This is a genomic window from Aeromicrobium sp. Leaf245 (assembly GCF_942548115.1).
GTDB lineage: Bacteria > Actinomycetota > Actinomycetes > Propionibacteriales > Nocardioidaceae > Aeromicrobium.
This window is the reverse complement of the sequence record NZ_OW824151.1, coordinates 382,700-406,928: the sequence shown is the minus strand read 5'-3', so window position 1 is coordinate 406,928 and position 24,229 is coordinate 382,700. Positions and strand designations below refer to the sequence as shown.

General features: G+C 71.7%; 28 protein-coding genes. 17 read left to right on the top strand and 11 right to left on the bottom strand.

Features of this window, described 5'->3' with window-relative positions; genetic code table 11:
• The first annotated feature begins 19 nt into the window (after window positions 1-19).
• Window positions 20-631, top strand: coding sequence for a TetR/AcrR family transcriptional regulator (locus tag NBW76_RS01990; protein ID WP_056556965.1), 612 nt, complete (start codon window positions 20-22; stop codon window positions 629-631).
• Here NBW76_RS01990 and NBW76_RS01985 read toward each other — a convergent pair.
• From NBW76_RS01985 to NBW76_RS01975, 3 genes are read right to left on the bottom strand one after another with little or no spacing between them, the layout of a single operon-like run.
• Window positions 607-1,224: a Pr6Pr family membrane protein gene (locus NBW76_RS01985; protein ID WP_056556968.1), complete on the bottom strand. Its 618-nt coding sequence runs from the start codon at window positions 1,222-1,224 to the stop codon at window positions 607-609. The two genes, NBW76_RS01990 and NBW76_RS01985, sit on opposite strands and share 25 nt — an antisense overlap.
• Window positions 1,221-2,060 (bottom strand): PhzF family phenazine biosynthesis protein, encoded by an 840-nt coding sequence (locus NBW76_RS01980; RefSeq protein ID WP_056556971.1) that lies wholly within the window; start codon window positions 2,058-2,060, stop codon window positions 1,221-1,223. The genes NBW76_RS01985 and NBW76_RS01980 overlap by 4 nt, the downstream gene beginning before the upstream one ends.
• A 9-nt stretch (window positions 2,061-2,069) precedes the next feature.
• Window positions 2,070-2,594, bottom strand: coding sequence for a DUF1697 domain-containing protein (locus NBW76_RS01975; RefSeq protein WP_056556974.1), 525 nt, complete (start codon window positions 2,592-2,594; stop codon window positions 2,070-2,072).
• A 114-nt stretch (window positions 2,595-2,708) separates the two neighbouring features.
• On the opposite strand from NBW76_RS01975, the gene NBW76_RS01970 reads away from it, so the two are divergent.
• Complete coding sequence (locus NBW76_RS01970) at window positions 2,709-2,864, top strand: DUF6131 family protein (RefSeq protein WP_164468785.1); 156 nt, start codon at window positions 2,709-2,711, stop codon at window positions 2,862-2,864.
• Window positions 2,865-2,930: 66 nt separating this feature from the next.
• Here the strand turns inward: NBW76_RS01970 and NBW76_RS01965 are convergent, their stop codons facing one another.
• A complete protein-coding gene (locus NBW76_RS01965; protein WP_055962257.1) occupies window positions 2,931-3,188 on the bottom strand; it encodes a GlsB/YeaQ/YmgE family stress response membrane protein in 258 nt (85 codons plus the stop codon).
• Window positions 3,189-3,337: 149 nt separating this feature from the next.
• Here NBW76_RS01965 and NBW76_RS01960 point away from each other — a divergent pair, with 149 nt between their 5' ends.
• Complete coding sequence (locus NBW76_RS01960; protein ID WP_055962254.1) at window positions 3,338-4,282, top strand: lipid kinase; 945 nt, start codon at window positions 3,338-3,340, stop codon at window positions 4,280-4,282.
• Between the two features lie 3 nt (window positions 4,283-4,285).
• On the opposite strand, the gene NBW76_RS01955 is transcribed toward NBW76_RS01960, so the two are convergent.
• A complete protein-coding gene (locus NBW76_RS01955) occupies window positions 4,286-5,314 on the bottom strand; it encodes an NADP-dependent oxidoreductase (RefSeq protein WP_056556977.1) in 1,029 nt (342 codons plus the stop codon).
• A 27-nt stretch (window positions 5,315-5,341) separates the two neighbouring features.
• Window positions 5,342-7,474, bottom strand: coding sequence for an NADPH-dependent 2,4-dienoyl-CoA reductase (locus NBW76_RS01950; RefSeq protein WP_082482074.1), 2,133 nt, complete (start codon window positions 7,472-7,474; stop codon window positions 5,342-5,344).
• A gap of 9 nt (window positions 7,475-7,483) precedes the next feature.
• Between NBW76_RS01950 and NBW76_RS01945 the strand changes: the two genes are divergently transcribed.
• Entirely contained in the window at window positions 7,484-7,735 is a 252-nt protein-coding gene (locus tag NBW76_RS01945; RefSeq protein WP_055962249.1) for an SCO4848 family membrane protein, read from the top strand.
• Here the strand turns inward: NBW76_RS01945 and NBW76_RS01940 are convergent.
• Window positions 7,683-8,228, bottom strand: coding sequence for a PadR family transcriptional regulator (locus tag NBW76_RS01940; RefSeq protein ID WP_056556980.1), 546 nt, complete (start codon window positions 8,226-8,228; stop codon window positions 7,683-7,685). The two genes, NBW76_RS01945 and NBW76_RS01940, sit on opposite strands and share 53 nt — an antisense overlap.
• A 59-nt stretch (window positions 8,229-8,287) precedes the next feature.
• Here NBW76_RS01940 and NBW76_RS01935 point away from each other — a divergent pair, with 59 nt between their 5' ends.
• The 5 genes from NBW76_RS01935 to NBW76_RS01915 are packed head-to-tail and all read left to right on the top strand — an operon-like array spanning window position 8,288 to window position 12,091.
• Window positions 8,288-8,572: a YciI family protein gene (locus tag NBW76_RS01935; RefSeq protein WP_055962246.1), complete on the top strand. Its 285-nt coding sequence runs from the start codon at window positions 8,288-8,290 to the stop codon at window positions 8,570-8,572.
• A gap of 27 nt (window positions 8,573-8,599) precedes the next feature.
• Entirely contained in the window at window positions 8,600-9,484 is an 885-nt protein-coding gene (locus NBW76_RS01930; RefSeq protein ID WP_056556982.1) for an ABC transporter substrate-binding protein, read from the top strand.
• Entirely contained in the window at window positions 9,439-10,326 is an 888-nt protein-coding gene (locus tag NBW76_RS01925) for an amino acid ABC transporter permease (protein ID WP_235493080.1), read from the top strand. The genes NBW76_RS01930 and NBW76_RS01925 overlap by 46 nt, the downstream gene beginning before the upstream one ends.
• The gene (locus NBW76_RS01920; RefSeq protein ID WP_056556984.1) at window positions 10,326-11,066 is read left to right on the top strand and encodes an amino acid ABC transporter ATP-binding protein; all 741 of its coding nucleotides are present in this window, start codon (window positions 10,326-10,328) and stop codon (window positions 11,064-11,066) included. The genes NBW76_RS01925 and NBW76_RS01920 overlap by 1 nt, the downstream gene beginning before the upstream one ends.
• 14 nt (window positions 11,067-11,080) lie before the next feature.
• Entirely contained in the window at window positions 11,081-12,091 is a 1,011-nt protein-coding gene (locus NBW76_RS01915; protein WP_056556987.1) for an alpha-hydroxy acid oxidase, read from the top strand.
• A 9-nt stretch (window positions 12,092-12,100) separates the two neighbouring features.
• Here the strand turns inward: NBW76_RS01915 and NBW76_RS01910 are convergent, their stop codons facing one another.
• Complete coding sequence (locus tag NBW76_RS01910) at window positions 12,101-13,153, bottom strand: ABC transporter ATP-binding protein (protein WP_056556990.1); 1,053 nt, start codon at window positions 13,151-13,153, stop codon at window positions 12,101-12,103.
• Window positions 13,154-13,324: 171 nt separating this feature from the next.
• On the opposite strand from NBW76_RS01910, the gene NBW76_RS01905 reads away from it, so the two are divergent.
• The 6 genes from NBW76_RS01905 to NBW76_RS01880 are packed head-to-tail and all read left to right on the top strand — an operon-like array spanning window position 13,325 to window position 19,828.
• Window positions 13,325-14,587 carry an ABC transporter substrate-binding protein gene (locus NBW76_RS01905; RefSeq protein WP_235493082.1) on the top strand — a complete coding sequence of 421 codons (1,263 nt, stop codon included), beginning with the start codon at window positions 13,325-13,327 and terminating at the stop codon, window positions 14,585-14,587.
• Window positions 14,584-15,540, top strand: coding sequence for a carbohydrate ABC transporter permease (locus tag NBW76_RS01900; RefSeq protein WP_200914473.1), 957 nt, complete (start codon window positions 14,584-14,586; stop codon window positions 15,538-15,540). The genes NBW76_RS01905 and NBW76_RS01900 overlap by 4 nt, the downstream gene beginning before the upstream one ends.
• Window positions 15,537-16,361 carry a carbohydrate ABC transporter permease gene (locus NBW76_RS01895; protein WP_082480638.1) on the top strand — a complete coding sequence of 275 codons (825 nt, stop codon included), beginning with the start codon at window positions 15,537-15,539 and terminating at the stop codon, window positions 16,359-16,361. Before NBW76_RS01900 ends, NBW76_RS01895 begins: the two co-directional genes overlap by 4 nt.
• Complete coding sequence (locus tag NBW76_RS01890; RefSeq protein ID WP_056556993.1) at window positions 16,358-17,788, top strand: GH1 family beta-glucosidase; 1,431 nt, start codon at window positions 16,358-16,360, stop codon at window positions 17,786-17,788. The genes NBW76_RS01895 and NBW76_RS01890 overlap by 4 nt, the downstream gene beginning before the upstream one ends.
• A gap of 10 nt (window positions 17,789-17,798) precedes the next feature.
• Window positions 17,799-18,827, top strand: coding sequence for a LacI family DNA-binding transcriptional regulator (locus NBW76_RS01885; RefSeq protein ID WP_235493084.1), 1,029 nt, complete (start codon window positions 17,799-17,801; stop codon window positions 18,825-18,827).
• A gap of 17 nt (window positions 18,828-18,844) precedes the next feature.
• Window positions 18,845-19,828, top strand: a complete 984-nt coding sequence (locus NBW76_RS01880; protein WP_235493086.1) for an adenylate/guanylate cyclase domain-containing protein — start codon at window positions 18,845-18,847, stop codon at window positions 19,826-19,828.
• Here the strand turns inward: NBW76_RS01880 and NBW76_RS01875 are convergent.
• Window positions 19,806-20,906: an FAD-dependent oxidoreductase gene (locus NBW76_RS01875; protein ID WP_056556996.1), complete on the bottom strand. Its 1,101-nt coding sequence runs from the start codon at window positions 20,904-20,906 to the stop codon at window positions 19,806-19,808. The two genes, NBW76_RS01880 and NBW76_RS01875, sit on opposite strands and share 23 nt — an antisense overlap.
• Before the next feature lie 37 nt (window positions 20,907-20,943).
• On the bottom strand, window positions 20,944-21,360 hold the full coding sequence (locus NBW76_RS01870; RefSeq protein WP_055962221.1) for a DUF2000 family protein: 417 nt from the start codon (window positions 21,358-21,360) through the stop codon (window positions 20,944-20,946).
• 50 nt (window positions 21,361-21,410) lie between these two features.
• On the opposite strand from NBW76_RS01870, the gene NBW76_RS01865 reads away from it, so the two are divergent.
• Window positions 21,411-22,193 (top strand): AraC family transcriptional regulator, encoded by a 783-nt coding sequence (locus tag NBW76_RS01865; protein WP_055962218.1) that lies wholly within the window; start codon window positions 21,411-21,413, stop codon window positions 22,191-22,193.
• Here NBW76_RS01865 and NBW76_RS01860 read toward each other — a convergent pair.
• Window positions 22,190-22,978, bottom strand: a complete 789-nt coding sequence (locus NBW76_RS01860) for an alpha/beta fold hydrolase (RefSeq protein WP_200914472.1) — start codon at window positions 22,976-22,978, stop codon at window positions 22,190-22,192. The genes NBW76_RS01865 and NBW76_RS01860 overlap by 4 nt on opposite strands.
• A 77-nt stretch (window positions 22,979-23,055) precedes the next feature.
• On the opposite strand from NBW76_RS01860, the gene NBW76_RS01855 reads away from it, so the two are divergent.
• Window positions 23,056-24,207, top strand: a complete 1,152-nt coding sequence (locus NBW76_RS01855) for a CaiB/BaiF CoA-transferase family protein (protein WP_055962212.1) — start codon at window positions 23,056-23,058, stop codon at window positions 24,205-24,207.
• Window positions 24,208-24,229 lie beyond the last annotated feature (22 nt).

The following is a 24,229-nucleotide window of genomic DNA, read 5'->3' as shown; positions in this document are numbered from 1 at the left end:
GCCGGGTAGGGTCGCGGCCATGTCGACGTCCCGGCGCCCTCAGCAGGAGCGGTCCGTCGCCACGCGCGAGCGCCTGCTCGAGGCAGCCTTCACCTGCCTGCTCGAGGGCGGGTACGGCGCGACCACGGTCGGTCACGTGCAGCAGCAGGCCGGTGTCGCGCGCGGCACGCTGCTGCACCACTTCCCGACCCGCAGTGCGCTCATGGGCGCCGTCGTGGAGGACGTCGTCGAGCGGCGGCTCGAGCTGCTCACCACCGCTCGCGACGACGACCCCGCCCCCGCCAGCTGGGACGACGTGGTCGACCTGGTGTGGCGCGAGCTGCAGTCGCCGGCGTTCGCCGTCGCGCTGGAGCTGTGGGTGGCCGCTCGCACCGACGACGACCTCCGCGCCGCGCTGCTGCCGCTGCAGGAACGCATCTACCGGACGGTCCACCGGGGCGTCACGCGGCTGGTCGGCGCCGACCACCCCCGGAGCCCGATGCTGGTGCAGTTCACGATCGACCTGCTCACCGGTGCGCACCTCGCCGGGATCCTGAGTCCGCGGGCAGGTACCTCCGACGTCGTCGACGCCTGGAAGGTCGCGCTGCGCGAGCTGGCGACCTCCGATCAGTCGGACGTGCGCCGGCTGTAGGCGATCGCCGCCGATCCCAGCGCCACGAACACCGCCGTCAGCACGACGCACACGACGGCGACGGCCCCCGCGCTGGACTCCGCTGCGTCGAGGAAGCCGTAGGGCACCGGCGCGGTCTGGGTGGGCGTGAGCAGGAACGTCGGCTCGGCCACCTGCGCGCGGACGAGCGTGTAGGTGAGCCACAGCACCGGGAACGCCAGTCCACCCAGCGCCGACCAGTCGAGGCGGGTGCGGGGTCGCAGCACGAGGAAGCCCACGACCGTGAGGATCGGGACGACGTAGTGGAAGATCTTGTCGAGCCACCACTCCACGCCCGTCATGTCGACGTTGCCGGCCAGCACCGTCGCGTAGACGACGCCGGTGACGGTGATGCCCGTCAGGCTCGCCAGCCTGAGCATGCCGAAGACGCGACCGCCCCGGTCGGGCCGGATCGCGAGCAGCGCGCACGTGACGACGACCAGGATGTTCGACTCGATGGTGAAGTAGCTGAACAGGTTCACGAGGCTGCGACCCTCGTCCGCCGTCAGGATCGTCTGGCCGACCAGGGCGACGAGGCCGAGGACCGCGGTGGTGGCGTGCCAGAGTCGGGTCACAGCGCCACGGTCCCACGGATCCCGACGACGGTCCGTCCGCCGACCCACGTCGTGTCCCCGTCGCGCTCCACGTGCACGCGGCCGCGTCGACCGAGTGCGGTGCCCTGGGCGGCCACGTAGCGGTCGGGCAGCGTCCCCTCGGCGACGAGCCACTGGGCGACCGCGGCGTTGAGGCTCCCGGTGACCGGGTCCTCGCCCACCCCGCCGGGGAAGAAGGCACGGACCTCCAGCGCCACGTCGCCGTCGGGGTGCAGGCCGACGAGACCGACCTTGTCGTGGGCGCCGCTCGCCCCGAGCAGGTGGGCCCGGTCGCCGTCGACGGCGAGAACCGTGGCCGCGTCACGGAGCAGCAGTCCCATCCAGCCGGGGCCGTTGTCGCACCAGTGAGCCGCGACCACGTCGTGGGCGTGCAGGCCGAGCGCCGACGTGACGGCCTCGACCTCGGCGGGATCGACGGGACCGGAGCGCATGCGTTCCGGAGCAGCGAAGGCCAGCAGGTCGTCGTCCGGGCGCACGGCCACCAGACCGACGCCGCACTCCTGCACGAGCCGGTCGCCTGACCGCGGCTGCCCGCCGGCCTCGAGCCAGGCGCGGGCCGAGCCGAGCGTGGGATGACCGGCGAACGGGAGCTCACCGCCGGGGGTGAAGATCCGCAGCCGGTAGTCGGCGTCCGGGACGGTGGGGGTCAGCAGGAAGGTGGTCTCGCTCAGGTTGGTCCACCGGGCGAACGCGGCCATCGCGTCCTCGTCGAGGCCGTCGGCGTCGTGCACGACGGCGACCGGGTTGCCGAGCCCGAGGGTGTCGGTGAAGACGTCGACCTGCGAGAAGGGGAGCATGCTCGAACCCTAGGCGTCCGCGAGCTCGACCAGCTTCGCGACGGTGAGCAGGTTGCGGCCCGTGCCGTGGTGCCCGAGCAGCTTCGCGATGCGGGCCGGGGTGAGCCTCGTGCCGGCCACGCCGTCGGAGTAGCGGATGTGCAGGTCGCGGCCGATCACACGCACCTCGTCGCCACCCCAGTCCGTGCTCTCGAAGGCCTGGACCGCGTCGGGAGCGGGTTCGGCGAGGAGGAAGTAGACGTGCGAGAACTTCGCCTCCATCACCTCGAACGGGTGGGCCTGCAGCGCCGCGCGAAGCTCGTCGACGTCGCGGGAGACGACCTCGCGGAAGAACCCGAACCTCTCCTGCACCGCCTGCTCGAGGGCGCGGTCGAAGGTGGCCGGGTCGCCCGGGGGCGTGCAGAGCAGGTTGCCGGACGCGATGTAGGTGCTCACGTCGGCCGCGCCGAGGCCGGACGCGAGGTCCCGCAGCTCGGCCATGGGCAGCTTCGCGCCGCCGACGTTGACCGCTCGCAGCAGGTGGATCCGTGTCATGGACCCAGTATGTCGACGGTCGTCCTGATCGCGCCAAGATGCGGATCGCCGCGAAACCCGTACGTTGAAGGGCGCCCCACGACGAAATACGTCAGGGCAGAGGGAGGGAACCGCATGATCATCCTCGGAGTCATCCTGCTGATCCTGGGCGCAGTCCTGGACATCTCGATCCTGTACACGATCGGCGGCATCCTGCTGGTCGTCGGTGTGATCCTCTGGATCCTCGGCGCCACGGGCCGCGCGGTCGGCGGCCGGAACCATTGGTTCTAGGCCCGACGAGCACGACGACGCCCCCGCACCGAACGGTGCGGGGGCGTCGTCGTGTGCGGGTGACGCTCAGGCGCGAGCGCGCACCTGGCGGTAGATCAGCAGGGCGACGATGGCGCCGACGATCGACAGGATGAGACCGCTCGTGGAGAGGTCCGTGACACTGCGGTCGGACGAGAACAGCGCGCCGATGAGGCCACCGACGAACGAGCCGACGACGCCGAGCACGATGGTGGCGAGGATGCCCATCGAGTCCTTGCCGGGGACGATGGCGCGGGCCAGGAGGCCGGCGACGAGACCGATGATGAGAAGCCAGATGAGGCCCATGATGGGGGTCCTTTCGGTTGGGTACGGACGGATCACGTCCGACGATCAACGCTAGGGATTCCTGACGAGATCGCACCTCGAGAGAATTCTGAGGGGGTCCACATCGTCCCCTCACGCACTCCTCATCAGGCGTTCCTAGCGTCGTGGTCATGGACGTCCGTACCCTGATCGACCGACCCGAATCCACCGTGGCCCTCGTCGTCAACACCAACGCACGGCAGGGCGCGCTCGCCCTCGACCGTGCCGAGCGTCTGGTGCTGGAGCATCCCCCCGCCTCCTTGCGCAGCCATGCGGTGCACTCGGGTGCCGAGCTCGTCGCCACCCTCGACCGCGTCATGGCCGACGCCCCCGACGTGCTCGTCGTCGGCGGCGGCGACGGCACGGTCTCGTGCGCGGCGGCGCGGGTCGCCGGCACGAGCACCGTGCTCGTGGTGCTGCCGCTCGGCACGGCCAACGACTTCGCCCGCACGCTCGAGATCCCCGTCGACGTCGAGGCGGCGGTCCGCGCCGTCCTCACCGGCGAGGTCGTCGACGTCGACCTGGGACGCGTGAACGGCCACGCCTTCGTCAACGTCGCGTCCCTGGGGCTCTCGGTCGCGGTCACCGAGCGGCTCACGCCGGGTCTCAAGCGTCGGCTCGGGCCGGCGGCCTACCCGGTCGCGACCCTCGCGGCGTTCCGTGGGCACCGGGGATTCTCGGCCCGGCTCGAGCTCGACGGCCACGAGTCGCTCGAGCTCGACGACCTGCTGCAGGTCGCCGTCGGCAACGGCCGGCACTACGGCGGCGGGAACACGGTGGCGCCGAACGCCTCGCTCGACGACCACCTGCTCGATGTGTACGCGATCGAGAGGGGGCGTCTCGCCGACCACGTCTCGATCGCGCGGCTGCTGAGGAGTGGCCGGTTCGTCGAGCACGAGCGCGTGCACCACCTGACGACCCGCCGCGTGCGGGTGGTCACCGACGATCCGATGCCGATCAACCTCGACGGCGAGCTGCTCGCGACCACGCCGGCGGAGTTCACCGTGGAGCGCAACGCGGTGCGCGTGGCGGTTCCCCGGGGAAGCCGCGCCGCCCGCCTCGACGACGCGGCCTGAGGGTCAGAGGGTCGGGTCCTCCCCGACCTTGACCAGCAGCTTGCCGACGTTGCGGCCGGTGAGCAGACCACGGAAGGCGTCGACCGCGTTGTCGAGTCCGTCCACGACGTCCTCGAGGTAGGCCACCTTGCCCTCGGAGACCCACTGGCCCATCTCGCGGGCGAAGTCGGCGCCGTGGCTCTGCGTGAACTCGTCCTGGATGAAGCCGCGGACAGTGAGGCTGCGCGACAGCACGAGGTTCATGAACCCGGGGAAGCTCAGCGACGACTCCGGGGCCGACGTGGCGTTGTAGTTGGCCACGAGCCCGCACACCGGCACGCGCGCGTAGGTGTTGGTGCGGCGCAGCACCGCCTCGCCGACCGGCCCGGCGACGTTCTCGAAGTACACGTCCACCCCGTCGGGCGTGGCGGCCTCGAGGTCGTCGGCGAACGTCGGCGAGCGGTGGTCGAGCGCGACGTCGAAGCCGAAGTGCTCACGCAGCAGCCGCACCTTCTCCTCGCCGCCGGCGATGCCGACGGACCGGGCGCCCTTGAGTCGGGCGATCTGGCCGACGGCCGAGCCGACCGGGCCGGCGGCCGCGGCCACCACCACGGTCTCGCCCTCGGCCGGCTTGCCGATCTCGAGCAGACCCGCGTAGGCCGTGAAGCCCGGCATGCCCAGCACGCCCAGCGCCGTCGAGATGGGCGCGACCGACGGGTCCAGGCCCTTCATCTGACGCGCGTCGACGACGGCGTGCGTCTGCCAGCCGATGAACGCGAGCACCAGGTCGCCGACCTTCCGGTTCTCCGCGCGGGACTCCACGACCTCGCACACGGTCCCGCCGAGCACGACGTCGCCGAGCGCGAGCGAGGCGGCGTACGACTTCGCCTGGCTCATCCGGCCGCGCATGTACGGGTCGAGCGACAGGTACACCGAGCGCAGCAGCACCTGGCCCTCCTGCAGCTCGGGCAGGTCGACCGTGACGGTCTCGAAGTCGCTGTCCTTCGGCTCGCCGACGGGGTAGGCCGCGAGGCGGATCTGGGTGGTCTCCATGATGTGTTCTCCCTCGATGTGGATGGTTCAGATGCGCGCAGCGAGCTCGGTCGCCTGCTTGATGGCGCGCTTGGCGTCCAGCTCGGCGGCGACGTCGGCGCCGCCGATCACGTGCGTGGTCACGCCGGCGGCCTCGAGCGGCTCGACGAGGTCGCGCACGGACTCCTGACCGGTGCACACCACGATGGTGTCCACCCGGAGCAAGAGCGCCTCCCCGGTCTCGTCCTTCTCGTCACGACGGACGGTCACGTGCAGGCCGTCGTCGTCGATGCGGTCGTAGGTGACGCCACCCACGAACTCGACCCCGGAGTCCTTCAGGGTCTGGCGGTGCACCCAGCCGGTGGTCTTGGCCAGGCCCTTGCCGTGCGCGGAGTGCTTGCGCTGCAGCAGGAACACCTGCCGGCGCGGCGGCGCCTGCACCTTGGTCGTGAGTCCGCCGCGCTCCAGGGCGGGGTCGGTCACGCCCCAGCGCTGCATCCAGTGCTCGAGCGACTCGTGCACGTCGTGCAGCAGGAACTCCGACACGTCGAAGCCGATGCCGCCGGCGCCGAGCACGGCCACCGTGTCGCCGACGGGTGCACCGTTCACGACCTCGTCGTAGCGCAGGACGCTCGGGTGCTCGATCCCCGGGATCGTGGGTATCCGAGGCTCGACGCCCGTGGCGAGGACGACCTCGTCGAACGCTCTGCCCTCCTCCGCCCGTGGCCCGGAACCCCCGCCGGTCAGGTCGTCCAGGTCGGCCCGACGCCCGAGGTGCACGGTCACGCCGCGGACCTCGAGCATGCGCGTGTAGTAGCGGAGGGTCTCGACGAACTCCTCCTTGCCGGGGATGCGCGCGGCGAGCTTGAACTGCCCGCCGATCGTCGCGTCGGACTCGAACAGCTCCACGGCGTGGCCGCGACCCGCCAGCTCGACGGCGGCGGCGAGCCCGGCCGGACCCGCACCGACGACGGCCACGCGCTTGGCCGCGCGCGTGGGCAGCAGCACCAGCTCGGTCTCGTGCCCGGCCCGCGGGTTGAGCATGCAGGTGGCGCGCTGGTTCTTGAACGTGTGGTCCAGGCAGGCCTGGTTGCAGGCGATGCAGGTGATGATCTCGTCGCTGCGGCGCTCGGCGGCCTTCGCCACGAAGTCGGGGTCGGCGAGCAGCGGACGGGCCATGGAGACCAGGTCGGCCTGGCCGGACGCGAGCACCTGCTCGGCGACCTCGGGGGTGTTGATGCGGTTCGAGGCGACGACCGGCACGGCGGCGCCGTTCTCGGCCAGGGCCTCGCGCAGCCGCCCGGTGAGCGGCGCGAAGGCCGCGCGCGGCACCGACGTGACGATGGTGGGCACGCGGGCCTCGTGCCAGCCGATGCCGGTGTTGATGATCGAGACGCCGGCCTCCTGGACCTTGAGCGCCAGCTCGACCGTCTCGTCCCACGACTGGGCGTCGTCGACGAGGTCCAGCAGGCTCTGGCGGTACATGATGATGAAGTCGTCGCCGACCAGCTCGCGGGTGCGCCGCACGATCTCGACGGGGAACCGCATGCGCTTCTCGGCCGTGCCGCCCCACGCGTCGTCGCGGGTGTTCGTGCGGGCGGTGATCATCTGGTTGATCAGGTAGCCCTCGGAGCCCATGATCTCGACGCCGTCGTACCCACCGCGCTGGGCCAGCGCCGCCGCCTTGGCGAAGTCGGTGGCGGTGCGGTCGATCTCCTTGGCTGAGAACGCACGCGGCCGGAAGGGGCTGATGGGCGACTTGCGACGCGACGCGCTCTTGACCAGCGGGTGGTAGCCGTAACGACCGGCGTGCAGGATCTGCATCGCGATCTTGCCGTCGTGCTCGTGCACGGCGTCGGTGACCACGCGGTGGGCGTCGGCGAACGAGCCGTTGTTCATGGTGCCGCCGAACGGCAGCAGCCAGCCCGTGCGGTTGGGCGAGAAGCCGCCCGTGACCGACAGCGCCACGCCACCCTTCGCGCGCTCGGCGAAGTAGGCGGCGAGCTTCGGCAGGTCCTTGCGCCGGTCCTCGAGCTTGCTGTGGATCGAGCCCATGATCACGCGGTTGCGCAGCGTCGTGTGGCCCAGGTCGAGCGGGCTCAGCAGGTGCGGGTAGTCCTGGTGGTCGGGCTGGGTGAACGGGCTGGGCTGCGACGACGGGGGCTGGGTCGGGGTGCTCATACTGGTCCTGTGATCTCGAGAGTCTCGGCGTGGGTGCTCGTGGTGGCAGGCGTCTTCAACGTGGTCATCTGGCCGCGGTTCGCGAAGGCGATCGTCGACGACGAGCGCGCGTGGGCCGGCGAGGCCTGGAGCAGTGCGCCCACCGCGTTCTTCTGGGTGCACGCGGTGCTCATCGGCACGGCCGTGACCCTCGGACTCTGCGTGCTCGTCATCGGGGTGCGGGCCCTTCGAGCCGGGCGAGGATCTCGTCGCACCAGCTGATCGCGGTCTGCTCGCCGAGGATCCCGCCGCGCAGCACGAGCCACGGGCCGACGTCGGCGACGTCGAGGGCGTCGGGGTCGGGGTAGAAGCGCTCGGCGCTGGCCTCGTAGTAGCCGAGCTTCTCGGCGTGCTCGGCACGCTTGCGGTGCACGTCGGCCAGGATCGCGTCGCGGTCGCCGTGCTCGAGGGCACGCAGCTTGACCGCGAAGGCCGACCGCAGCGGCTCCATGGTCGACGGCTCGGTGGTGAACCGGACCAGCTCCGCACGGCCGGCGTCGGTGATGGCGTAGACCTTCTTGTCGGGCCGTCCGTCCTGGGCCACGACCTGCGACGTCACGAGGTCGTCGGCGTCCATGCGGCCCAGCACCTTGTAGATCTGCTGGTGGCTGGCCTTCCAGAAGTTGCCGATCGAGGCGTCGAAGCGGCGCGCCAGCTCGTAGCCCGTGGCGGAGCGTTCCGCGAGGGACACGAGGATCGCGTGCTCGAGCGCCATGGTCCGAGAGTACATATGCAACCAGTTGCACAGCAACAGTGACGCCTAGAGTGACGTGCATGTCGATCTTCGCCGTGACCTACACCTACGGAGCGCCCGAGGAGCAGCTCGCGACGCTGCGCACCGAGCACCGCGACTACCTCGCGAACCTGCCCGAGCTGCTGATCAGCGGCCCGGCGTCCGACAGTCGCGAGGCGGTGCTGGTGTTCCGCGCCGACTCGCGCGAGCAGGTCGAGGCCCTCGTGGCCGCCGACCCCTTCGTGGCTGCGGGATTCGTCGGTGAGCACGTGGTGCGCGACTGGAAGCCGATCCTCGGCTCACTGGCCGGGCACTTCACGGCCTGACGACGGGCGCGCCGTACGATTTCGCCCATGCGCCTGACCCCCCTCCCCATGGTTGCTGCTGCCGCTGCTGCAGCCACGCTCGCCCTCGCCACCGCCTGTGCCCCCGCCGACGAGTCGGACTCCTCCGACGACTCCGCCGGCGCCGTCTCGCTGGACCAGTGCCAGGGCGACGACCTCGACCTGCACGAGGCCGGAACCCTGACGATCGCCACCGACACCCCCGCGTACGAGCCGTGGTTCACCGACGACGACCCGACGAACGGCAAGGGGTACGAGGGCGCCGTCGCCCGCGCGGTCGCCCAGAAGCTGGGCTTCGGGCCCGACGAGATCACGTGGATCACGCAGGGCTTCAACGAGGCGGTCAAGCCGGGCGACAAGGCGTTCGACTTCGACGTCAACCAGTTCTCGATCACGAAGGAGCGCGAGAAGGTCGTCGACTTCTCCAGCCCGTACTACAAGGCCCAGCAGGGCGTGATCACCCTCGAGGACTCCGAGTACGCCGACGTCACGAGGCTGGCGGACCTGAAGGACGCCAAGGTCGGTGCCCAGGTCGGCACCACGTCGCTCGAGGCCACCGAGCAGCTCGGCCTCTCGTCGGACCCGCTCGTCTACGACGACACCTCCAAGGCCGCGCAGGCGCTGCAGAACGGCCAGGTCGACGCGATCATCGCCGACGTCCCCACCGCGTTCTACCTCGTGTCCGCCGAGCTCGACGGTGCGACGCTCGTCGGCCAGTTCGAGCCGCGCACGGGTGAGTCCGAGGAGTTCGGCCTGCTGCTCGACAAGGACTCGCCGCTGACCCCGTGCGTGAGCGCCGCGGTCGACGCGCTCGCCGACGACGGCACCCTCGAGAAGCTGCAGACGCAGTGGCTGTCGACCGAGGTCGACGTGCCCGAGCTGAGCCAGTCCTGAGCACCCACCACCAGCCCAGCGAGCGCCAGCAGGCCCGGGAGCGGTACCGCCGCTCCCGGGCGCTGCGTCGCGGGGGCGTCGCGGCGGGGTCCACCCTCGTGGTCCTCGCCGTGGTGGTCCTCGTCGTGCTGAACGCCCCCGGCTGGGAGCGGGTGCAGCGCACCTTCTTCGACTGGCAGGATGCGAAGGACTCCGCCGGACCGATCGCCGAGGCCTTCTGGCTCAACGTGCGGCTGTTCCTCGTGTGCGAGGTGCTGATCCTCGTCGTCGCCCTCGTGGTCGCGGTGGTGCGCGTGGTCCCGTCGCCGGCCATGGCCCCGCTGCGGCTCATCGCCACGGTGTACACCGACGTCTTCCGCGGCACGCCGACTCTGCTGGTGGTGCTGCTCGTGGGCTTCGGCGTCCCGGCGCTCAACCTGACGGGACTGCCGACCAGCCTGTTCTGGCTCGGCGTCGTCGCGCTCACGCTCAGCTACGGCGCCTACGTGGCCGAGGTGATCCGCGCCGGCATCCTGTCGGTCCACCCGACGCAGTGGGCGAGCGGCCGCGCCCTCGGGCTGTCCTACGGGCGCACGCTCCGTCATGTCGTGCTGCCGCAGGCCCTGCGCCGCCAGGTGCCGCCGCTGCTCAACGACTTCGTGTCGCTGCAGAAGGACACCGCCCTGCTGTCGACCATCGGCCTGGTCGAGGCGCTGCGGCAGGCCAACATCATCTCGAACCGCGACTTCGTGTTCACGCCGCTCGTGGTCTCCGCCGTGCTGTTCATCGCGGCGACCATCGTCATCGCGCGGGTCGCCGACTGGCTGTCGATACGCAGCATGCGCAGGGAGGCGGGTGCCTGATGCTGAGGATCGAGCAGCTGCGCAAGTCGTTCGGCTCCACCGAGGTGCTGAGGGGCATCGACCTCGTGGTCGAGCCCGGCCAGGTCGTGTGCCTCATCGGTGCGTCCGGCAGCGGGAAGTCGACGTTGCTGCGGTGCATCGACCTGCTGGAGACCGTCGACGACGGGACCGTCTGGCTGGCCGACGACGCCGGGTCCGAGCAGGACATCACCGATCCCCGCGTCGACATCGACGCGATCCGACGCCGCATCGGCATCGTCTTCCAGGCCTACAACCTCTTCCCGCACCTCAGCGTGCTGCAGAACCTCGTGCTCGCGCCGACGAAGGCGGCGGGCGTGTCGACGGCCGACGCCCGGACGCGGGCCCTCGCGCTGCTCGACCGGGTGGGCCTGGCCGACAAGGCGTCGGCGTACCCGGACTCCTTGTCCGGTGGTCAGCAGCAGCGAGTCGCGCTGGCCCGCGCCCTGGCGATGGATCCCGAGGTGCTGCTGCTCGACGAGATCACGTCGGCGCTCGACCCCCTGCTGGTCGGTGAGGTCCTCGACGTCGTCCGCGGCCTGCGGGCCGACGGCATCGCCGTGGTCATGGCCACGCACGAGATGTCGTTCGCACGCGAGGCGAGCGACGTCGTGGCCTTCCTGGCCGACGGCGAGATCGTCGAGATCGGTCCGCCGGAACAGCTGTTCGAGGCCCCGCAGGACCCGCGCACCGCGGCGTTCCTCGCGCGGTTCCGCGCGTGACCTAGCCTCGAGCCATGGACCTCGAGGACCTGCTCGGCGCGGGCGCGCACGGCTACTTCGCGGGCGGTGCGGGGGACGAGATCACGCTGCGTGCCAACGAGACCAGCTGGAGCGACGTGCGGCTCGCGCCGCGGGTGCTCGTCGACGTCGGTGAGCGGGACCTGTCGGTCGACCTGCTGGGCCGACGTCGCTCGCACCCGGTGGTGGTGGCGCCGATGGCCTACCAGCGGCACGCCCACGAGGACGCCGAGCGCGGCACGGCCCGGGCCGCGGCCGCCACCGGCTCCACGTTCGTGCTGTCGTCGCAGACCACCACGTCGCCGGCCGACGTCGCGCGGGTGGCGGGCCCGGACCGTTGGTTCCAGCTCTACGTGTTCAAGGACCGGCAGGTCTCGCTCGACCTGGTGGCCGAGGCGAAGGAGTCCGGCTACGAGGCGCTCGTGCTCACGGTCGACTTCCCCGTGGCGGGGTGGCGCGAGCGCGACAGGCGCACGGGGTTCAGCGTCACGCACCCGATCGCGCTCAACCCCGGCGGTGCTCCGCTCACCACCGAGCAGATCTTCGCCATGCACGACCCCACGCTCACCTGGGACGACGTGCACACCTTCGCCGAGGCCGCCGGGATGCCGCTGCTGCTGAAGGGGATCCTGCGCCCGGACGACGCCGCTCGGGCGGTCGACGTGGGGGCGGCGGGTGTGATCGTGTCCAACCACGGAGGACGCCAGCTCGACACCGTGCTGACCGGGGCCGAGGCGCTGCCCCCGGTCGTCGAGACCGTCGACGGTCGGGCCGCGGTGCTCGTCGACGGAGGCATCCGGCGGGGCTGGGACGTGGCCAAGGCGTTGTGCCTCGGTGCCGACGCCGCGCTGGTCGGACGGCCCGTGCTCTGGGGCCTGGCGCGTGACGGTGCCGCCGGGGCGCAGGCGGTGCTGGAGCAGCTGGTGGCCGAGCTCGACTCGACGCTGGCCCTGCTGGGCTGCCCGCGTGCGGAGGACCTCGACGCGTCGTTCCTCGTCAGGCGCTGAGCTTCCTCGTCAGGCGCTGAGCCGCTCGCCCGACGCGGTGTCGAACACGTGCACCGCGTCTGGGTCAGCGACGAGGGTGACCTTCTCGCCGGGCGCGATCCCGGCACGACCGTCGATCCGGGCCACGACGCGCTGACCGCCGGCGGGCGGACGGCCGTACAGGTAGGCCTCGGACCCCAGCTCCTCGACGAGGTCGACCACGACGTCGAGACCGGTCTCCTCCGGCCCGGCGAGCCGCAGCGCCTGGGGCCGGAGCCCGAGGGTCACGCCGTCGGCACCGGCGCGGGCGACCGCCGTGCGATCGAGGGGCACGTCGAGGACGTCGGGCGGGAGCAGGTTCATCGACGGCGACCCGATGAAGCCGGCGACGAACAGGTTCGCCGGCCGGTCGAACAGCGCGAGCGGGGTGTCGACCTGCTGCAGCACGCCGTCGTTCAGCACGGCGACCCGGTCGCCCATGGTCATCGCCTCGACCTGGTCGTGGGTGACGTAGACGGTCGTGGTGCCGAGGCGACGCTGCAGGGCCGAGATCTGGGTCCGGGTCGAGACCCGCAGCTTGGCGTCGAGGTTCGAGAGCGGCTCGTCCATGCAGAACACCTGCGGCTGCCGCACGATCGCCCGGCCCATCGCGACCCTCTGGCGCTGGCCACCGGAGAGGGCCTTGGGCTTGCGGTCGAGGACCTTCGTCAGGTCCAGCATGGTGGCGGCCTCGGCCACCCGTGCGGCGCGCTCGCTCTTGGGGACGCCGGCGACCTTGAGGGCGAACGCCATGTTCTCGCCCACGCTCAGGTGGGGGTACAGGGCGTAGGTCTGGAAGACCATGGCGATGTCGCGGTCCTTCGGCGCCACGTGGGTCACGTCCCTGTCGCCGATCCAGATGCTGCCGCCGCTGATCTCCTCGAGCCCGGCCAGCATCCGCAGCGACGTGGACTTCCCGCAGCCCGACGGACCGACGAGCACGAGCAGCTCGCCGTCGTCGACCGTGAGGTCGAGGTCGGCCACGGCCGGGCGCTCGGCACCCGGATACGTGTGTCTGGCCTGGACGTACCGCACCTGTGTCATGGCTCACAGTGGATCACATCGTGGGCCGAAGTGGAAGCGCTTCCATCTATTTTGTGGTGAGCGTTGACAAATCCCCGTGGAGCGCGGCACAGTGACGGCCATCACATCATGGAAGCGCTCTCACCCCGCTGGGCGAGGGGTGTTTCCCCACCCCGCCCCCAGGAGACCATCGTGCGCAAGACCACCCACCGACTCGCCCTCGGGCTGGCCACGGCCGCCCTCGGCCTGACCGCCGCCTGCGGTGGTGGCGGCGGCGACGACGACGCCACCGGCACCATCGAGCTCACCACGTTCGGGGAGTTCGGCTACGACGACCTCGTGAAGCAGTGGAATGAGGACAACCCCGACACCCCGGTCAAGCAGACCAAGGTCTCCAAGTGGGACGACTGGAAGAACGAGCTCAACACCATGCTCCAGGCCGGCACCGGCCTGCCCGACGTCGTGGCGGTCGAGGGCGACTTCATGCCCGCGATCGTCGCCGCGCCCGATCGCTGGGTCGACCTCGCCAGCGACGACGTGAAGGGCCGCTGGCTCGACTTCAAGGAGAAGGAGGCCACCACCGCCGACGGCGCCCTCCTGGGCTACGCGACCGACGCCGGGCCCGAGGCCATCTGCTACCGCGCCGACCTGTTCGAGAAGGCCGGCCTGCCGAGCGACCGCGAGGAGGTGGCCGCCCTGATGTCCACCTGGGACGACTACTTCGCCCTCGGCGAGAAGTTCACGAAGGCCAGCCCCGACGTCGCCTGGTACGACGCCTCCGGCTCGATCGCCCAGGCCATGCTCAACCAGGTCGAGTTCCCGTTCGAGCAGGAGGACGGCACGGTCGACGTCGACAACGCCGAGCTCAAGGAGGTCTGGGAGACCGTCACGAGCCGCTCCGACTCCCTCTCGACGCAGACGGCGCAGTGGAGCGACGACTGGAACGCCGGCTTCGCGCGCGACGGCTTCGCGACGATCCCGTGCCCGGGCTGGATGCGCAACCCCATCAAGGACAACACCGGCGACCCCGCCCCCGACGGCGTCGTGTGGGACATCGCCGACGTCTTCCCCGGCGGTGGCGGCAACTGGGGCGGCTCCTACCTCGCGGTCCCGCAGACGTCGAAGAAGCAGGACGCGGCCCGCGAGTTCGCCGCCTGGATCACGGCGCCGGAGCAGCAGCTGACGATCTTCGAGACCCTCGGCAACTTCCCGTCGCAGGTGGAGGCGCTCGAGAGCCCCGACCTGCTGTCGGTGACCGACGAGTACTTCAACGACGCGCCGGTCGGTGAGATCTTCTCCTCGCGCGCCGACGCGATCGACGTGCAGCCGTTCCACGGACCGCTCTACTCCGACATCCTGACCAAGTTCCAGGACGCCATCAACCGGGTCGACCAGGGCACCGACCCCGACGAGTCGTGGGCCTCGTTCGTCTCGGAGGTGAAGGCGCTCCAGTGACCACGACCCTCGAGCGCCCGGTGGAGGAGCGACGTCTCCTCCGCCGGGCGCGGCGGTCCCAGTGGGACGTGCGCCTGGCGCCGTACCTCTACGTCTCGCCCTTCTTCGTCCTGTTCGGCCTCGTCGGCCTCTTCCCCCTCGTCTACACCGGCTTCCTCGCCGTGCACGACTGGGACCGGCTCGCGTACTCGCGCGGTGAGTTCGTCGGCCTCGACAACTTCCGGTTCGTCCTCGCCGACCCGGTGTTCCGCAAGTCCATGGTCAACACCTTCAGCATCTTCGTGCTGTCGACGATCCCGCAGGTCGTCATCGCGGTGCTGGTGGCCGCCCTGCTGAGCACCCGGCTGCGGGCGAGCGGGCTGTGGCGCATGAGCGTGCTGCTGCCCTTCGTGGTGGCCCCGACCGCGGCGGTCCTGATCTTCGGCAGCCTGTTCGCCGACCGCTACGGCCTCGTGAACGCCGCCCTCACCGAGCTGGGCCTCGAGCCGATCCGCTGGCACGTCGAGCGGCTGTGGAGCCACGTGGCCATCGCCGGCATGGTCAACTGGCGCTGGACCGGGTACAACGCGCTCATCTTCCTGGCCGCCATGCAGGCCATCCCGCGCGACCTCTACGAGGCGGCCGCTCTCGACGGCGCCGGTCGGGTCCGCCAGTTCTTCTCCGTCACGCTTCCGCTGCTGCGCCCGACGATGATCTTCGTCATCGTCACCAGCACGATCGGCGGGCTGCAGATCTTCACCGAGCCGCGGCTCTTCGACGACACCCCGGCACGCGAGGGCGGCCCGAGCCAGCAGTACATGACGACGACGCTCTACGTGTACGCCCGCGGGATCGAGGACCAGTTCTACGGACGTGCCTCCGCGGCCGCCTGGGTGCTGTTCCTCGTGATCGTCGCGATCGCGCTGGTCAACTTCCTCGTCGTCCGAGCAGCCACCCGAAGGAGCGAGCGATGAGCAGGCGTCCGGGCTTCGTCACCTACGGCCTGCTGGCCGCGTTCGTCATCGGCTCCGCCCTGCCGCTCTACTGGTCCGTCGTCATCGGCTCCCACACGCGGGAGCGCGCCACCTCGTTCCCGCCGCCCCTGCTGCCCGGCGGGCACTTCCTCGAGAACGCCGCACGCGTGCTCGACACCGTCGAGTTCTGGCAGGCCATGGTGAACAGCCTCGTCGTGTCCACGGCGTGCGCGACGTCCGTGGTGTTCTTCTCCACGCTCGCCGGCTACGCCTTCGCCAAGCTGCGGTTCCGCGGCAGCAACGCGCTCATGGGCTTCGTGGTGCTGACGATGGCCGTGCCGACGCAGCTGGCCATGGTCCCGCTGTTCATCCTGATGCGCGACTACGCGCTGCTCGACACGCTCGTCGCGGTGGCGCTGCCCACCTTGGTGACGGCCTTCGGCGTGTTCTTCATGCGTCAGTACCTGGTGGACGCCGTGCCCGACGAGCTGCTCGAGGCCGCCCGCATGGACGGCTGCTCGATGCTGCGCACCTTCTGGACGGTGGCGGTCCCGGCGGGGCGGCCCGCGATGGCGATCCTGTTCGTCTTCACGTTCATGACGGTCTGGACCGACTACCTGTGGCCGCTCGTCGCGCTGCAGCGCACCGAGACCCTGCAGCTGGCGCTCGACCGGCTGGCCCTGACCGGGCAGGGGCAGTCGACCGACTACGCCCTGGTGCTCGCGGGGTCGGCCATGTCGACGGTGCCCCTCCTGATCCTGTTCGTCCTCGCCGGCCGACAGCTCGTCGCCGGCATCATGCAAGGAGCCGTCAAGGGATGACCGAGACATCTTTCCCCTCCAGCTTCCTCTGGGGCGCGGCCACCGCCGCCTTCCAGATCGAGGGAGCCCACGACCAGGACGGCCGGACGCCGTCGATCTGGGACACCTTCGCGCGGGTCCCGGGAGCCGTGCTCGACGGCGACACCGGTGACGCCGCGTGCGACCACTACCACCGGGTCGAGGAGGACGTCGACATCATGGCGTCGCTCAACCTCGACGCCTACCGCTTCTCCACGTCGTGGGCACGCGTCCGGCCCGACGGCAGGGAGCCGAACCAGCGCGGTGTCGAATTCTACGCCCGGCTCGTGGACACGCTGCTCGACCGGGGCATCACCCCGTGGGTGACGCTCTACCACTGGGACCTGCCGCAGGTGCTCGAGGACGCCGGCGGCTGGACGAACCGCGACACCGCGCACCGGTTCGCCGAGTACGCCCTCACGCTGCACGACGCCCTCGGCGACCGCGTGCCCTACTGGACCACGCTGAACGAGCCGTGGTGCTCGGCCTTCCTCGGCTACACCGGCGGCCAGCACGCGCCCGGACGACAGGAGGGCGTGGCGGGCCTCGTGGCCGCGCACCACCTGATGCTCGGCCACGGCCTGGTCGTCGACGAGCTGCGCCGCCGCGGGGTCGACGGGCGCGAGGGCGGGCAGGTGGGCATCACGCTCAACCTCACCGTGCCGGAGCCCTTCGACCCGACCGAGCCGGCCGACGTGGCCGCGTCGCACCGGGTCGAGCACCTGTTCAACCGGGTGTTCCTCGACCCGATCCTGCGCGGGTCCTACGCCGAGGAGATCCACCAGCTCACCGACGGGCTGTGCTGGCGCGGTCACCCGTGGCAGTCGGCGATCCGTGACGGCGACCTCGCGCTCATCGGTGCACCGATCGACGTGCTCGGCGTGAACTACTACCACGGCGACGCGGCGTCCGGCCGTCCTCACCGCGAGGCCGACCTCCTCGGCTCCCGCATCCGCCACCCCTCCCGGGAGACCACGTCGCCCTACCCCGGTGGCGAGGCGATCACCTTCCCGCGGCGGGGACTGCCCGTGACCGGTCTGGACTGGGAGGTCCAGCCCGAGGGACTCACCGACCTCCTCGTCGCGCTGAACGACGACTACGACCTGCCGGCCGTGTACGTGACCGAGAACGGCGCCGCCTACCCCGACGTTGTGGCCGACGACGGCACGGTCGACGACCCCGAGCGCCTGGCGTTCGTGGCCGGACACCTGCGGGCGGTCCACGCGGCGATCGAGAAGGGGGTCGACGTGCGCGGCTACTTCGTGTGGTCGCTGCTCGACAACTTCGAGTGGGCCTACGGCTACGACCAGCGGTTCGGCATCGTCCACGTCGACTACGAGACCCAGCAGCGCACGCCCAAGTCGAGCGCTCTCTGGTACTCCCGCGTGGCGGCGCAGGGGATCCTCTAACGTGCGACGGGTGAGCGAGGACCTGACGGCACCCGGTGGTGCCCCGACGCTCGACGAGGTCGCCCGGCTCGCGGGCGTCTCTCGCGCCACCGCGTCGCGCGCCATCAACGGCGGTCATCGGGTGTCGCCACGGGCGCTGACCGCCGTCGAGGAGGCGGTCCGCACCCTGGGCTACCGGCCCAACCCGGCCGCGCGCAGCCTCGTGACGCGTCGCACGGACTCGGTCGCGCTCGTGGTGCCGGAGCCCGACGAGCGCGTGTTCGCGGACCCGTTCTTCGGCCACACGCTGCGCAGCGTGAACCGCGTGCTCGACGAGCGCGACCTGCAGCTCGTGCTGCTGCTCGCCCGCCCCGGTGAGGAGGGCCGCCTCCTGCGGTACCTGAGCCGACGCAACATCGACGGCGCCCTCGTCGTCTCGCACCACCGGCACGACCGGCTGGCCGAGCACCTCAGCGGCCTCGGCCTCCCGGCGGTCTTCGTGGGCCGGCCCTGGGCCGCGGTGCAGACCCTGTCGTGGGTCGACACCGACAACGTCGCGGGTGGACGGCTCGCGGCGCAGCGACTGCTCGACGGCGGTCGGCGCCGGCTCGCGACGATCGCCGGACCGGCGGACATGGCCGCGGGCGCCGACCGGCTTGCCGGGTGGTGCGAGGTCGTGGAGGGCGCCGGTCTGTCGGCCTCGGCCGTGCGGCGCGGCGACTTCACCGAGTCCGGGGGTCTTGCCGCGGGTCGCGCGCTGCTCGCCGAGCACCCCGACCTCGACGGCCTGTTCGCCGCCTCGGACCTGATGGCGGCGGGCGCCCTGCGCGCCCTCGCCGAGGCGGGTCGCAGCGTCCCCGGCGACGTCGCCGTGGTCGGCTACGACGACCTCGAGGTGGCCGAGCGGACCTCGCCGACCCTCACCACGGTGCGCAACCCGGTCGGCGAGATGGTGGAACGGGCCACCCGGCTGCTGCTCGACCAGCTCGCCGACGTCGGGGAGCGCGAGGCCGAGCAGGTCGTCTTCCCTCCCGCGTTGGTCTCCCGCGACAGCGCCTGAGCCCCTACGATGCGGGCGTGAGCACGTCCGACCAGCCAGCGTTCGACCCGAGCCTGCTCATCGACGTCGCGGCCGACTTCCTGTTCGACGGCGGACCGACCCTCACGCAGCGCGAGGTGGCGGAGCGTTCCGGCATGGACCTCGACCTCGCGAACGACCTGTGGCGCTACCTCGGCTTCCCGGAGGTCGAGGACGACAAGGTCGCGTTCACCGAGGCCGACGTCGCGGCGCTGAAGGTCACGAAGCGGCTGATCGACCTCGGGGTGCTCGAGGAGGACCGGCTGCCGCAGTTCGTCCGGTCGCTCGGGCGGACCTTCGCCCGGCTCGCCGACTGGCAGACGCGCCTCCTGCTCGGGGTCCTGCAGACCGAGGACGGGGGCCAGCCGCCGCTCGACGTGCTCGCCGAGGTGATCCCGATGGTCGAGGAGGTGCAGGGCTACGTGTGGCGGCGGCACCTGCTGGCCACTGCCTCGCGGATCGCGCTGCGCGACGTGCGGTCGGAGTCCGAGCGCCATCTCGTCGTCGGGTTCGTCGACATCGTCGGGTACACCTCGCGCAGCCGGCAGATGAGTCCGCGCGCGCTCGGTGCGATGGTCGAGTGGTTCGAGCGCGTCGTCACCGAGCTGGTCGTTCAGCACGGCGGACAGGTGATCAAGACCATCGGTGACGAGGCCCTGTTCACGGTCGACGACCCGACCGAGGCCGCGCTGCTCGCGCTCGAGCTGGTCGAGCGTGCCGAGGCCGACGAGCAGTTCCCCGACGTCCGCGTCGGGCTCGCCCACGGTCCCGTGCTCGCCCGCCTGGGCGACGTGTTCGGCTCGACGGTCAACATCGCTGCGCGGCTCACCTCGGTGGCGCGCCCGGCGCGCGTCCTCGTCGACCACGACCTCGCCGAGCTGCTCGACCACGACGACTTCCGGCTGCGCCGCACACGGCGGGTCTCGGTGAAGGGCTACGAGCACCTCGAGCCGTGGGCGCTCAAGCGTCCACGCGAGAGCTGAGCGTCCGCGCCACCGCGTTGGCGGCAGCGCGCCCGGCCCGGTTCGCCCCGATCGTCGAGGCCGACGGTCCGTAGCCGACGAGCTGCACCCGCGGGTCGGCGGTGGCCGTCGTGGACGTGGCGAGCGTGGCGCCCAGCTGGATGCCACCCCTCGGTGAGCGCAGGTGCAGCGGCGCCAGGTGGTCGACGTCGGGGCGGAAGCCGGTGGCCCAGAGGATCACGTCGACCTGTTCCGTCCGCCGCCCACGGCCCGGCACCCCCGCCGGGTCGTCGCCCCACACGGCGCCGTCCGGCTCGAGCCGGTCGAACACCGGCAGCCGCTCGTAGGCGCCGAGCCGCTCGGCCTCGGCCTCCTGCTCGCGCAGCATCAGCCCGGTCACGCTCACGACGCTGCGCGGCGGGAGCCCGGCCCGGACCCGCTCCTCGACCATCGCCACGGCCTCGCGGCCCGCCTCGGGGTCGAAGGGCTCGGTGCGCCACACGGGCTCGCGGCGGGTCACCCACAGGGTGTCCGTGACCGGCCGCAGCGCGCCGAGGAACTGGACGGCCGAGGCGCCGCCGCCGACCACCATGACGCGCCGGCCGCGGAAGTGCTCCGGGCCGGGGTAGTCGACGGTGTGCAGCTGCTCGCCTGCGAAGACCTCCTGGCCGGGGTAGCGCGGCACGAACGGCCGCCGCCAGGTCCCGGTGGCGTTCACCAGGGTCCGGGTGCGCCAGGTGCGGTCACCGGCGTGGACGACGAGGAGGTCGTCCCCCGTTCCTGGCACCGACTCGACCCGGTCGACCGCCACCGGTCGTTCGACCGGCAGGTCGTGCGCCCGCTCGTACGCGGCGAAGTAGGCGGGCACGAAGACGTTGGCCCGCTCGTGACCCTCGGCCGGGGGCACGGGCGCGTCGGGCAGGTCGGCCACGCCGTGCACGTCGGACATGGTGAGCGCGTCCCAGCGGTGCTGCCACGCACCGCCCGGCGCGTCGTCGGCGTCGAGCACGACGTGCCGCACCCCACGTCGGGCCAGGTGGTACGACGCGGAGAGGCCGGCCTGGCCTGCACCGATCACCACGCTCTCGAGGACCTCCACGTCCACGGGAACGCCTGGAGGCCCGGGTCTATGCCCGTCAGCCGTGCAGCCGGGAACCCTTGAGCGACTTGTCGACCGCGTTCTTCGGCCCGTGCACCGCGATCCCCACGAGGTCGAGCGCGTCGGTCGGCACCGCCGCGACGGCCGCGCGGTTGGCGGCGTCGTGGCCGGTCGAGAACATCTCGTGGGTGTAGACCGCGAGGGGCAGCGCTCGGGACACGACCTTCGCGTGGGCTCGAGAGAGGGTCGCGGCATCAGCGGTCAGGACGACGACGGGCTGGCGCAGCAGTGGCAGGTAGCGCTGCCCGTCGGCGTCCTCGTACGGCTCGCCGAGGAGCTCGGGGTTCGCGGCGACCCCGCTCACGAGGAAGGCGGTCACGTTGAGCTCCTGCCAGGGGAGCAGGTCGTCGCGCAGGACGACGGCGATCTTGGTGTCGAAGCGGATGTCCTCCATGGCCACCACGATCCGCCCCCGGCCCGGGCGCGGTCTTGTACGTTCCTGACATGGCCGAGCAGGTGCGGGCCTGGGCGCCGCAGGCACCCCTGGTCCGCGAGGTGTTCCACGCGACGATGACCTCGCACGCGTACCCGGCGCACACCCATGACACCTGGACGGTGCTGCTGATCGACGAGGGGTGCGTGGCGTACGACCTCGACCGGCACGCGCGCACGGCGCCCGAGCGGCACGTCAGCCTGCTGCCGCCGCACGTCACCCACGACGGTCGGTCGGCCTCGCAGGACCACGGCTTCCGCAAGCGCGTCCTCTACCTCGACGCCACCTGGTTGCCGGCGTCGGTGACCGGCCACGCCGTCGACCGTCCGGTGCTGCCCGGTGCTGCGGCCCGGGCACTCACCGAGGAGCTCCACGAGGTGCTCGCCCGACCCGAGGACACCTGGCAGGCGGAGTCGCTGCTGCTGGGCCTGCGCGACGTCGTGCTCGGCTCGGGCCGGCAGGTGATCCCCCCTGCTGCCGACGTCCCGGCCGCGCGGGCGCTGCGCGACGTGCTCGACGACCACGTCGTCGACGGGATCACGCTCGAGGAGGCCGCCGGTCTGCTCGGCCGCTCACCGGCGCACCTGGCGCGGTCGTTCCAGCGGGCCTACGGGCTGCCGCCGCACCGCTACGTCGTGGGTCGACGGGTCGACCGGGCTCGCGCGCTGCTGTTGCACGGCGTCCCCGCCGCGGACGCCGCCACCGCAGCCGGGTTCTGGGACCAGGCGCACCTCACCCGGCACTTCCGTCGGACCGTCGGCACCACGCCCGCCCGCTTCGCCAGGTCGGTCTAGACCGCGGTCTGGCGGATCAGCCTCAGGACGAGCTCGGGGTCGTCGGCCATCGGCACGTGACCGCAGCCGGGCAGGGGCTCGTGGCGGGCCTGCGGCAGGCGGGACTTCGCGACGGCTGCCTGGGCGTAGGGCAGGAGGCGGTCCTTCGTGCCCCATGCGACGGTGGTGGGGACCGGCACCTGGCTCGCGAAGCGGTACGTGACGCCTTCCCGAGCGGTGCGCTCGAAGGCCGTCGCGTGCTTGAGGGCCAGCGAGTCGCCGTAGGTGTGGTCGGCGTCGTGGCGCTCGGGTCGGGCGTAGAGGATCGCGCCGATGGCCCGCCGTCCGCGCAGGTCGGCGGCCAGGCGCTGGAGCAGTCGCGCCGGGGTGAGCAGCGCCGACAGCCGCATGAGCAGCAGCGGCACGAGCGCCTGGAACCGGTTGACGGGTCCGAAGAACCCGGCGGGGCTGAGCGCCGTCACCGACGAGACGAGGCCGCGGGAGCCGAGCTCGAGCGCGATGGCGCCGCCGAGGGAGTTGCCCACGACGTGCGGCTTCGCGACGCCCCAGCGCTCGAACTGGTCGAGCATGTGCTCGCACGCGTTCTCCATCGAGTACCGGACGCCGCCGGCGAAGGCGGGGGACTCGCCGAACCCGGACAGGTCGGGGGCGATCACGTCGTAGTCGCGGGCGAGGTCGTCCAGGAGCGGGTCCCAGGCCTGGCGACGGTGGCCGATGCCGTGCAGGAGGACGAGCGGGGGAGCGCCGGGCGTGCCGCGTCGGGTGTAGGCGAGATCAGGATGCACGGCAGCATGGTGCCACATACCGACGGTATCTCGACACCCTCTCGACATCGTGACAGTAGGACTGTCACAATGGTGCTGTGACGATCAACTCCGGTTCAGGGCCCCTGCAGGGCGTGCGCGTCGTCGAGATCGTGGGCATCGGCCCCGGTCCCTTCGCGGCCATGATGCTCGCCGACCTCGGCGCCGACGTCGTCCGGGTGCACCGCCCCGGCGGCGGTGGCCTCCAGCTCACGACCCCCGAGCAGGACCTGCTCGGCCGCGGTCGCCCCTCCGTCGCGCTGGACCTCAAGGACCCCCGTGGCGTCGAGACCGTGCTGCGGCTCGTCGAGTCCGCCGACGTGCTGCTCGAGGGCTTCCGTCCCGGCGTCACCGAGCGCCTCGGCATCGGCCCCGACGCCTGCCTGGCCCGCAACCCCGCGCTCGTCTACGGCCGCATGACCGGGTGGGGCCAGGACGGACCGCTCAGCCAGACCGCGGGCCACGACATGAACTACATCGCCGTCGCCGGTGCGCTCGACCCGATCGGCCGCCGACCCGGCGACGCCCCCACGTTCCCGATGAACCTGCTCGGCGACTTCGGCGGCGGGTCCCTCTACCTGGTCGCCGGCGTGCTGGCCGCGGTGCTGCACGCGCGCAGCACGGGCGAGGGCCAGGTCGTCGACGCCGCCATCACCGACGGCACCGCCCACCTCATGACCATGGCCGTCACGATGCAGCAGTCGGGCAGCTGGGACGGGCGTCGCGGCACCAACCTGCTCGGTGGGGCCGCGCCCTTCTACGACGTCTTCGAGACCTCCGACGGGCGCTGGATGTCCGTCGGCCCCCTGGAGCCGCAGTTCTTCGCCGCGTTCACCGACCTCCTGGGAGGCGACCTGCCCGGCCAGTACGAGCTCGAGCGCTGGCCCGAGCTGCGCGACCGGATCGAGGATCGGTTCGCCGCCCGCAGCCAGGCCGAGTGGGTGGAGGTCTTCGAGGGCAGCGACGCCTGCGTGCACCCGGTGCTCCCGCTGGCCGAGGCCTACGAGCACCCGCACAACGTCGCGCGGGGCACCTACGTGGAGCACCACGGCACCACCCAGCCCGCGCCGGCCCCACGCTTCTCGCGCACCGAGGCCCGCCTCGGCTCCGCGCCCGAGGCGCCCGGCGCCAGCACACGTGACGCACTGACCGCCTGGGGCATCGACGACGTCGAGTCCCTCATCGCCGACGGCGTCGCCGTCCAGGCCTGACCGACCATCTCGCAAGCACCGA

What these genes read in the sequence shown, in the direction of transcription:
- NBW76_RS01990 (WP_056556965.1), top strand. Translation starts at nt 20, where the DNA reads ATGTCGACGTCCCGGCGCCCTCAGCAGGAGCGGTCCGTCGCCACGCGC.
- NBW76_RS01980 (WP_056556971.1), bottom strand. Translation starts at nt 2,060, where the DNA reads ATGCTCCCCTTCTCGCAGGTCGACGTCTTCACCGACACCCTCGGGCTC.
- NBW76_RS01975 (WP_056556974.1), bottom strand. Translation starts at nt 2,594, where the DNA reads ATGACACGGATCCACCTGCTGCGAGCGGTCAACGTCGGCGGCGCGAAG.
- NBW76_RS01970 (WP_164468785.1), top strand. Translation starts at nt 2,709, where the DNA reads ATGATCATCCTCGGAGTCATCCTGCTGATCCTGGGCGCAGTCCTGGAC.
- NBW76_RS01965 (WP_055962257.1), bottom strand. Translation starts at nt 3,188, where the DNA reads ATGGGCCTCATCTGGCTTCTCATCATCGGTCTCGTCGCCGGCCTCCTG.
- NBW76_RS01960 (WP_055962254.1), top strand. Translation starts at nt 3,338, where the DNA reads ATGGACGTCCGTACCCTGATCGACCGACCCGAATCCACCGTGGCCCTC.
- NBW76_RS01955 (WP_056556977.1), bottom strand. Translation starts at nt 5,314, where the DNA reads ATGGAGACCACCCAGATCCGCCTCGCGGCCTACCCCGTCGGCGAGCCG.
- NBW76_RS01950 (WP_082482074.1), bottom strand. Translation starts at nt 7,474, where the DNA reads ATGAGCACCCCGACCCAGCCCCCGTCGTCGCAGCCCAGCCCGTTCACC.
- NBW76_RS01940 (WP_056556980.1), bottom strand. Translation starts at nt 8,228, where the DNA reads ATGGCGCTCGAGCACGCGATCCTCGTGTCCCTCGCGGAACGCTCCGCC.
- NBW76_RS01935 (WP_055962246.1), top strand. Translation starts at nt 8,288, where the DNA reads ATGTCGATCTTCGCCGTGACCTACACCTACGGAGCGCCCGAGGAGCAG.
- NBW76_RS01930 (WP_056556982.1), top strand. Translation starts at nt 8,600, where the DNA reads ATGCGCCTGACCCCCCTCCCCATGGTTGCTGCTGCCGCTGCTGCAGCC.
- NBW76_RS01920 (WP_056556984.1), top strand. Translation starts at nt 10,326, where the DNA reads ATGCTGAGGATCGAGCAGCTGCGCAAGTCGTTCGGCTCCACCGAGGTG.
- NBW76_RS01915 (WP_056556987.1), top strand. Translation starts at nt 11,081, where the DNA reads ATGGACCTCGAGGACCTGCTCGGCGCGGGCGCGCACGGCTACTTCGCG.
- NBW76_RS01910 (WP_056556990.1), bottom strand. Translation starts at nt 13,153, where the DNA reads ATGACACAGGTGCGGTACGTCCAGGCCAGACACACGTATCCGGGTGCC.
- NBW76_RS01895 (WP_082480638.1), top strand. Translation starts at nt 15,537, where the DNA reads ATGAGCAGGCGTCCGGGCTTCGTCACCTACGGCCTGCTGGCCGCGTTC.
- NBW76_RS01890 (WP_056556993.1), top strand. Translation starts at nt 16,358, where the DNA reads ATGACCGAGACATCTTTCCCCTCCAGCTTCCTCTGGGGCGCGGCCACC.
- NBW76_RS01870 (WP_055962221.1), bottom strand. Translation starts at nt 21,360, where the DNA reads ATGGAGGACATCCGCTTCGACACCAAGATCGCCGTCGTCCTGCGCGAC.
- NBW76_RS01865 (WP_055962218.1), top strand. Translation starts at nt 21,411, where the DNA reads ATGGCCGAGCAGGTGCGGGCCTGGGCGCCGCAGGCACCCCTGGTCCGC.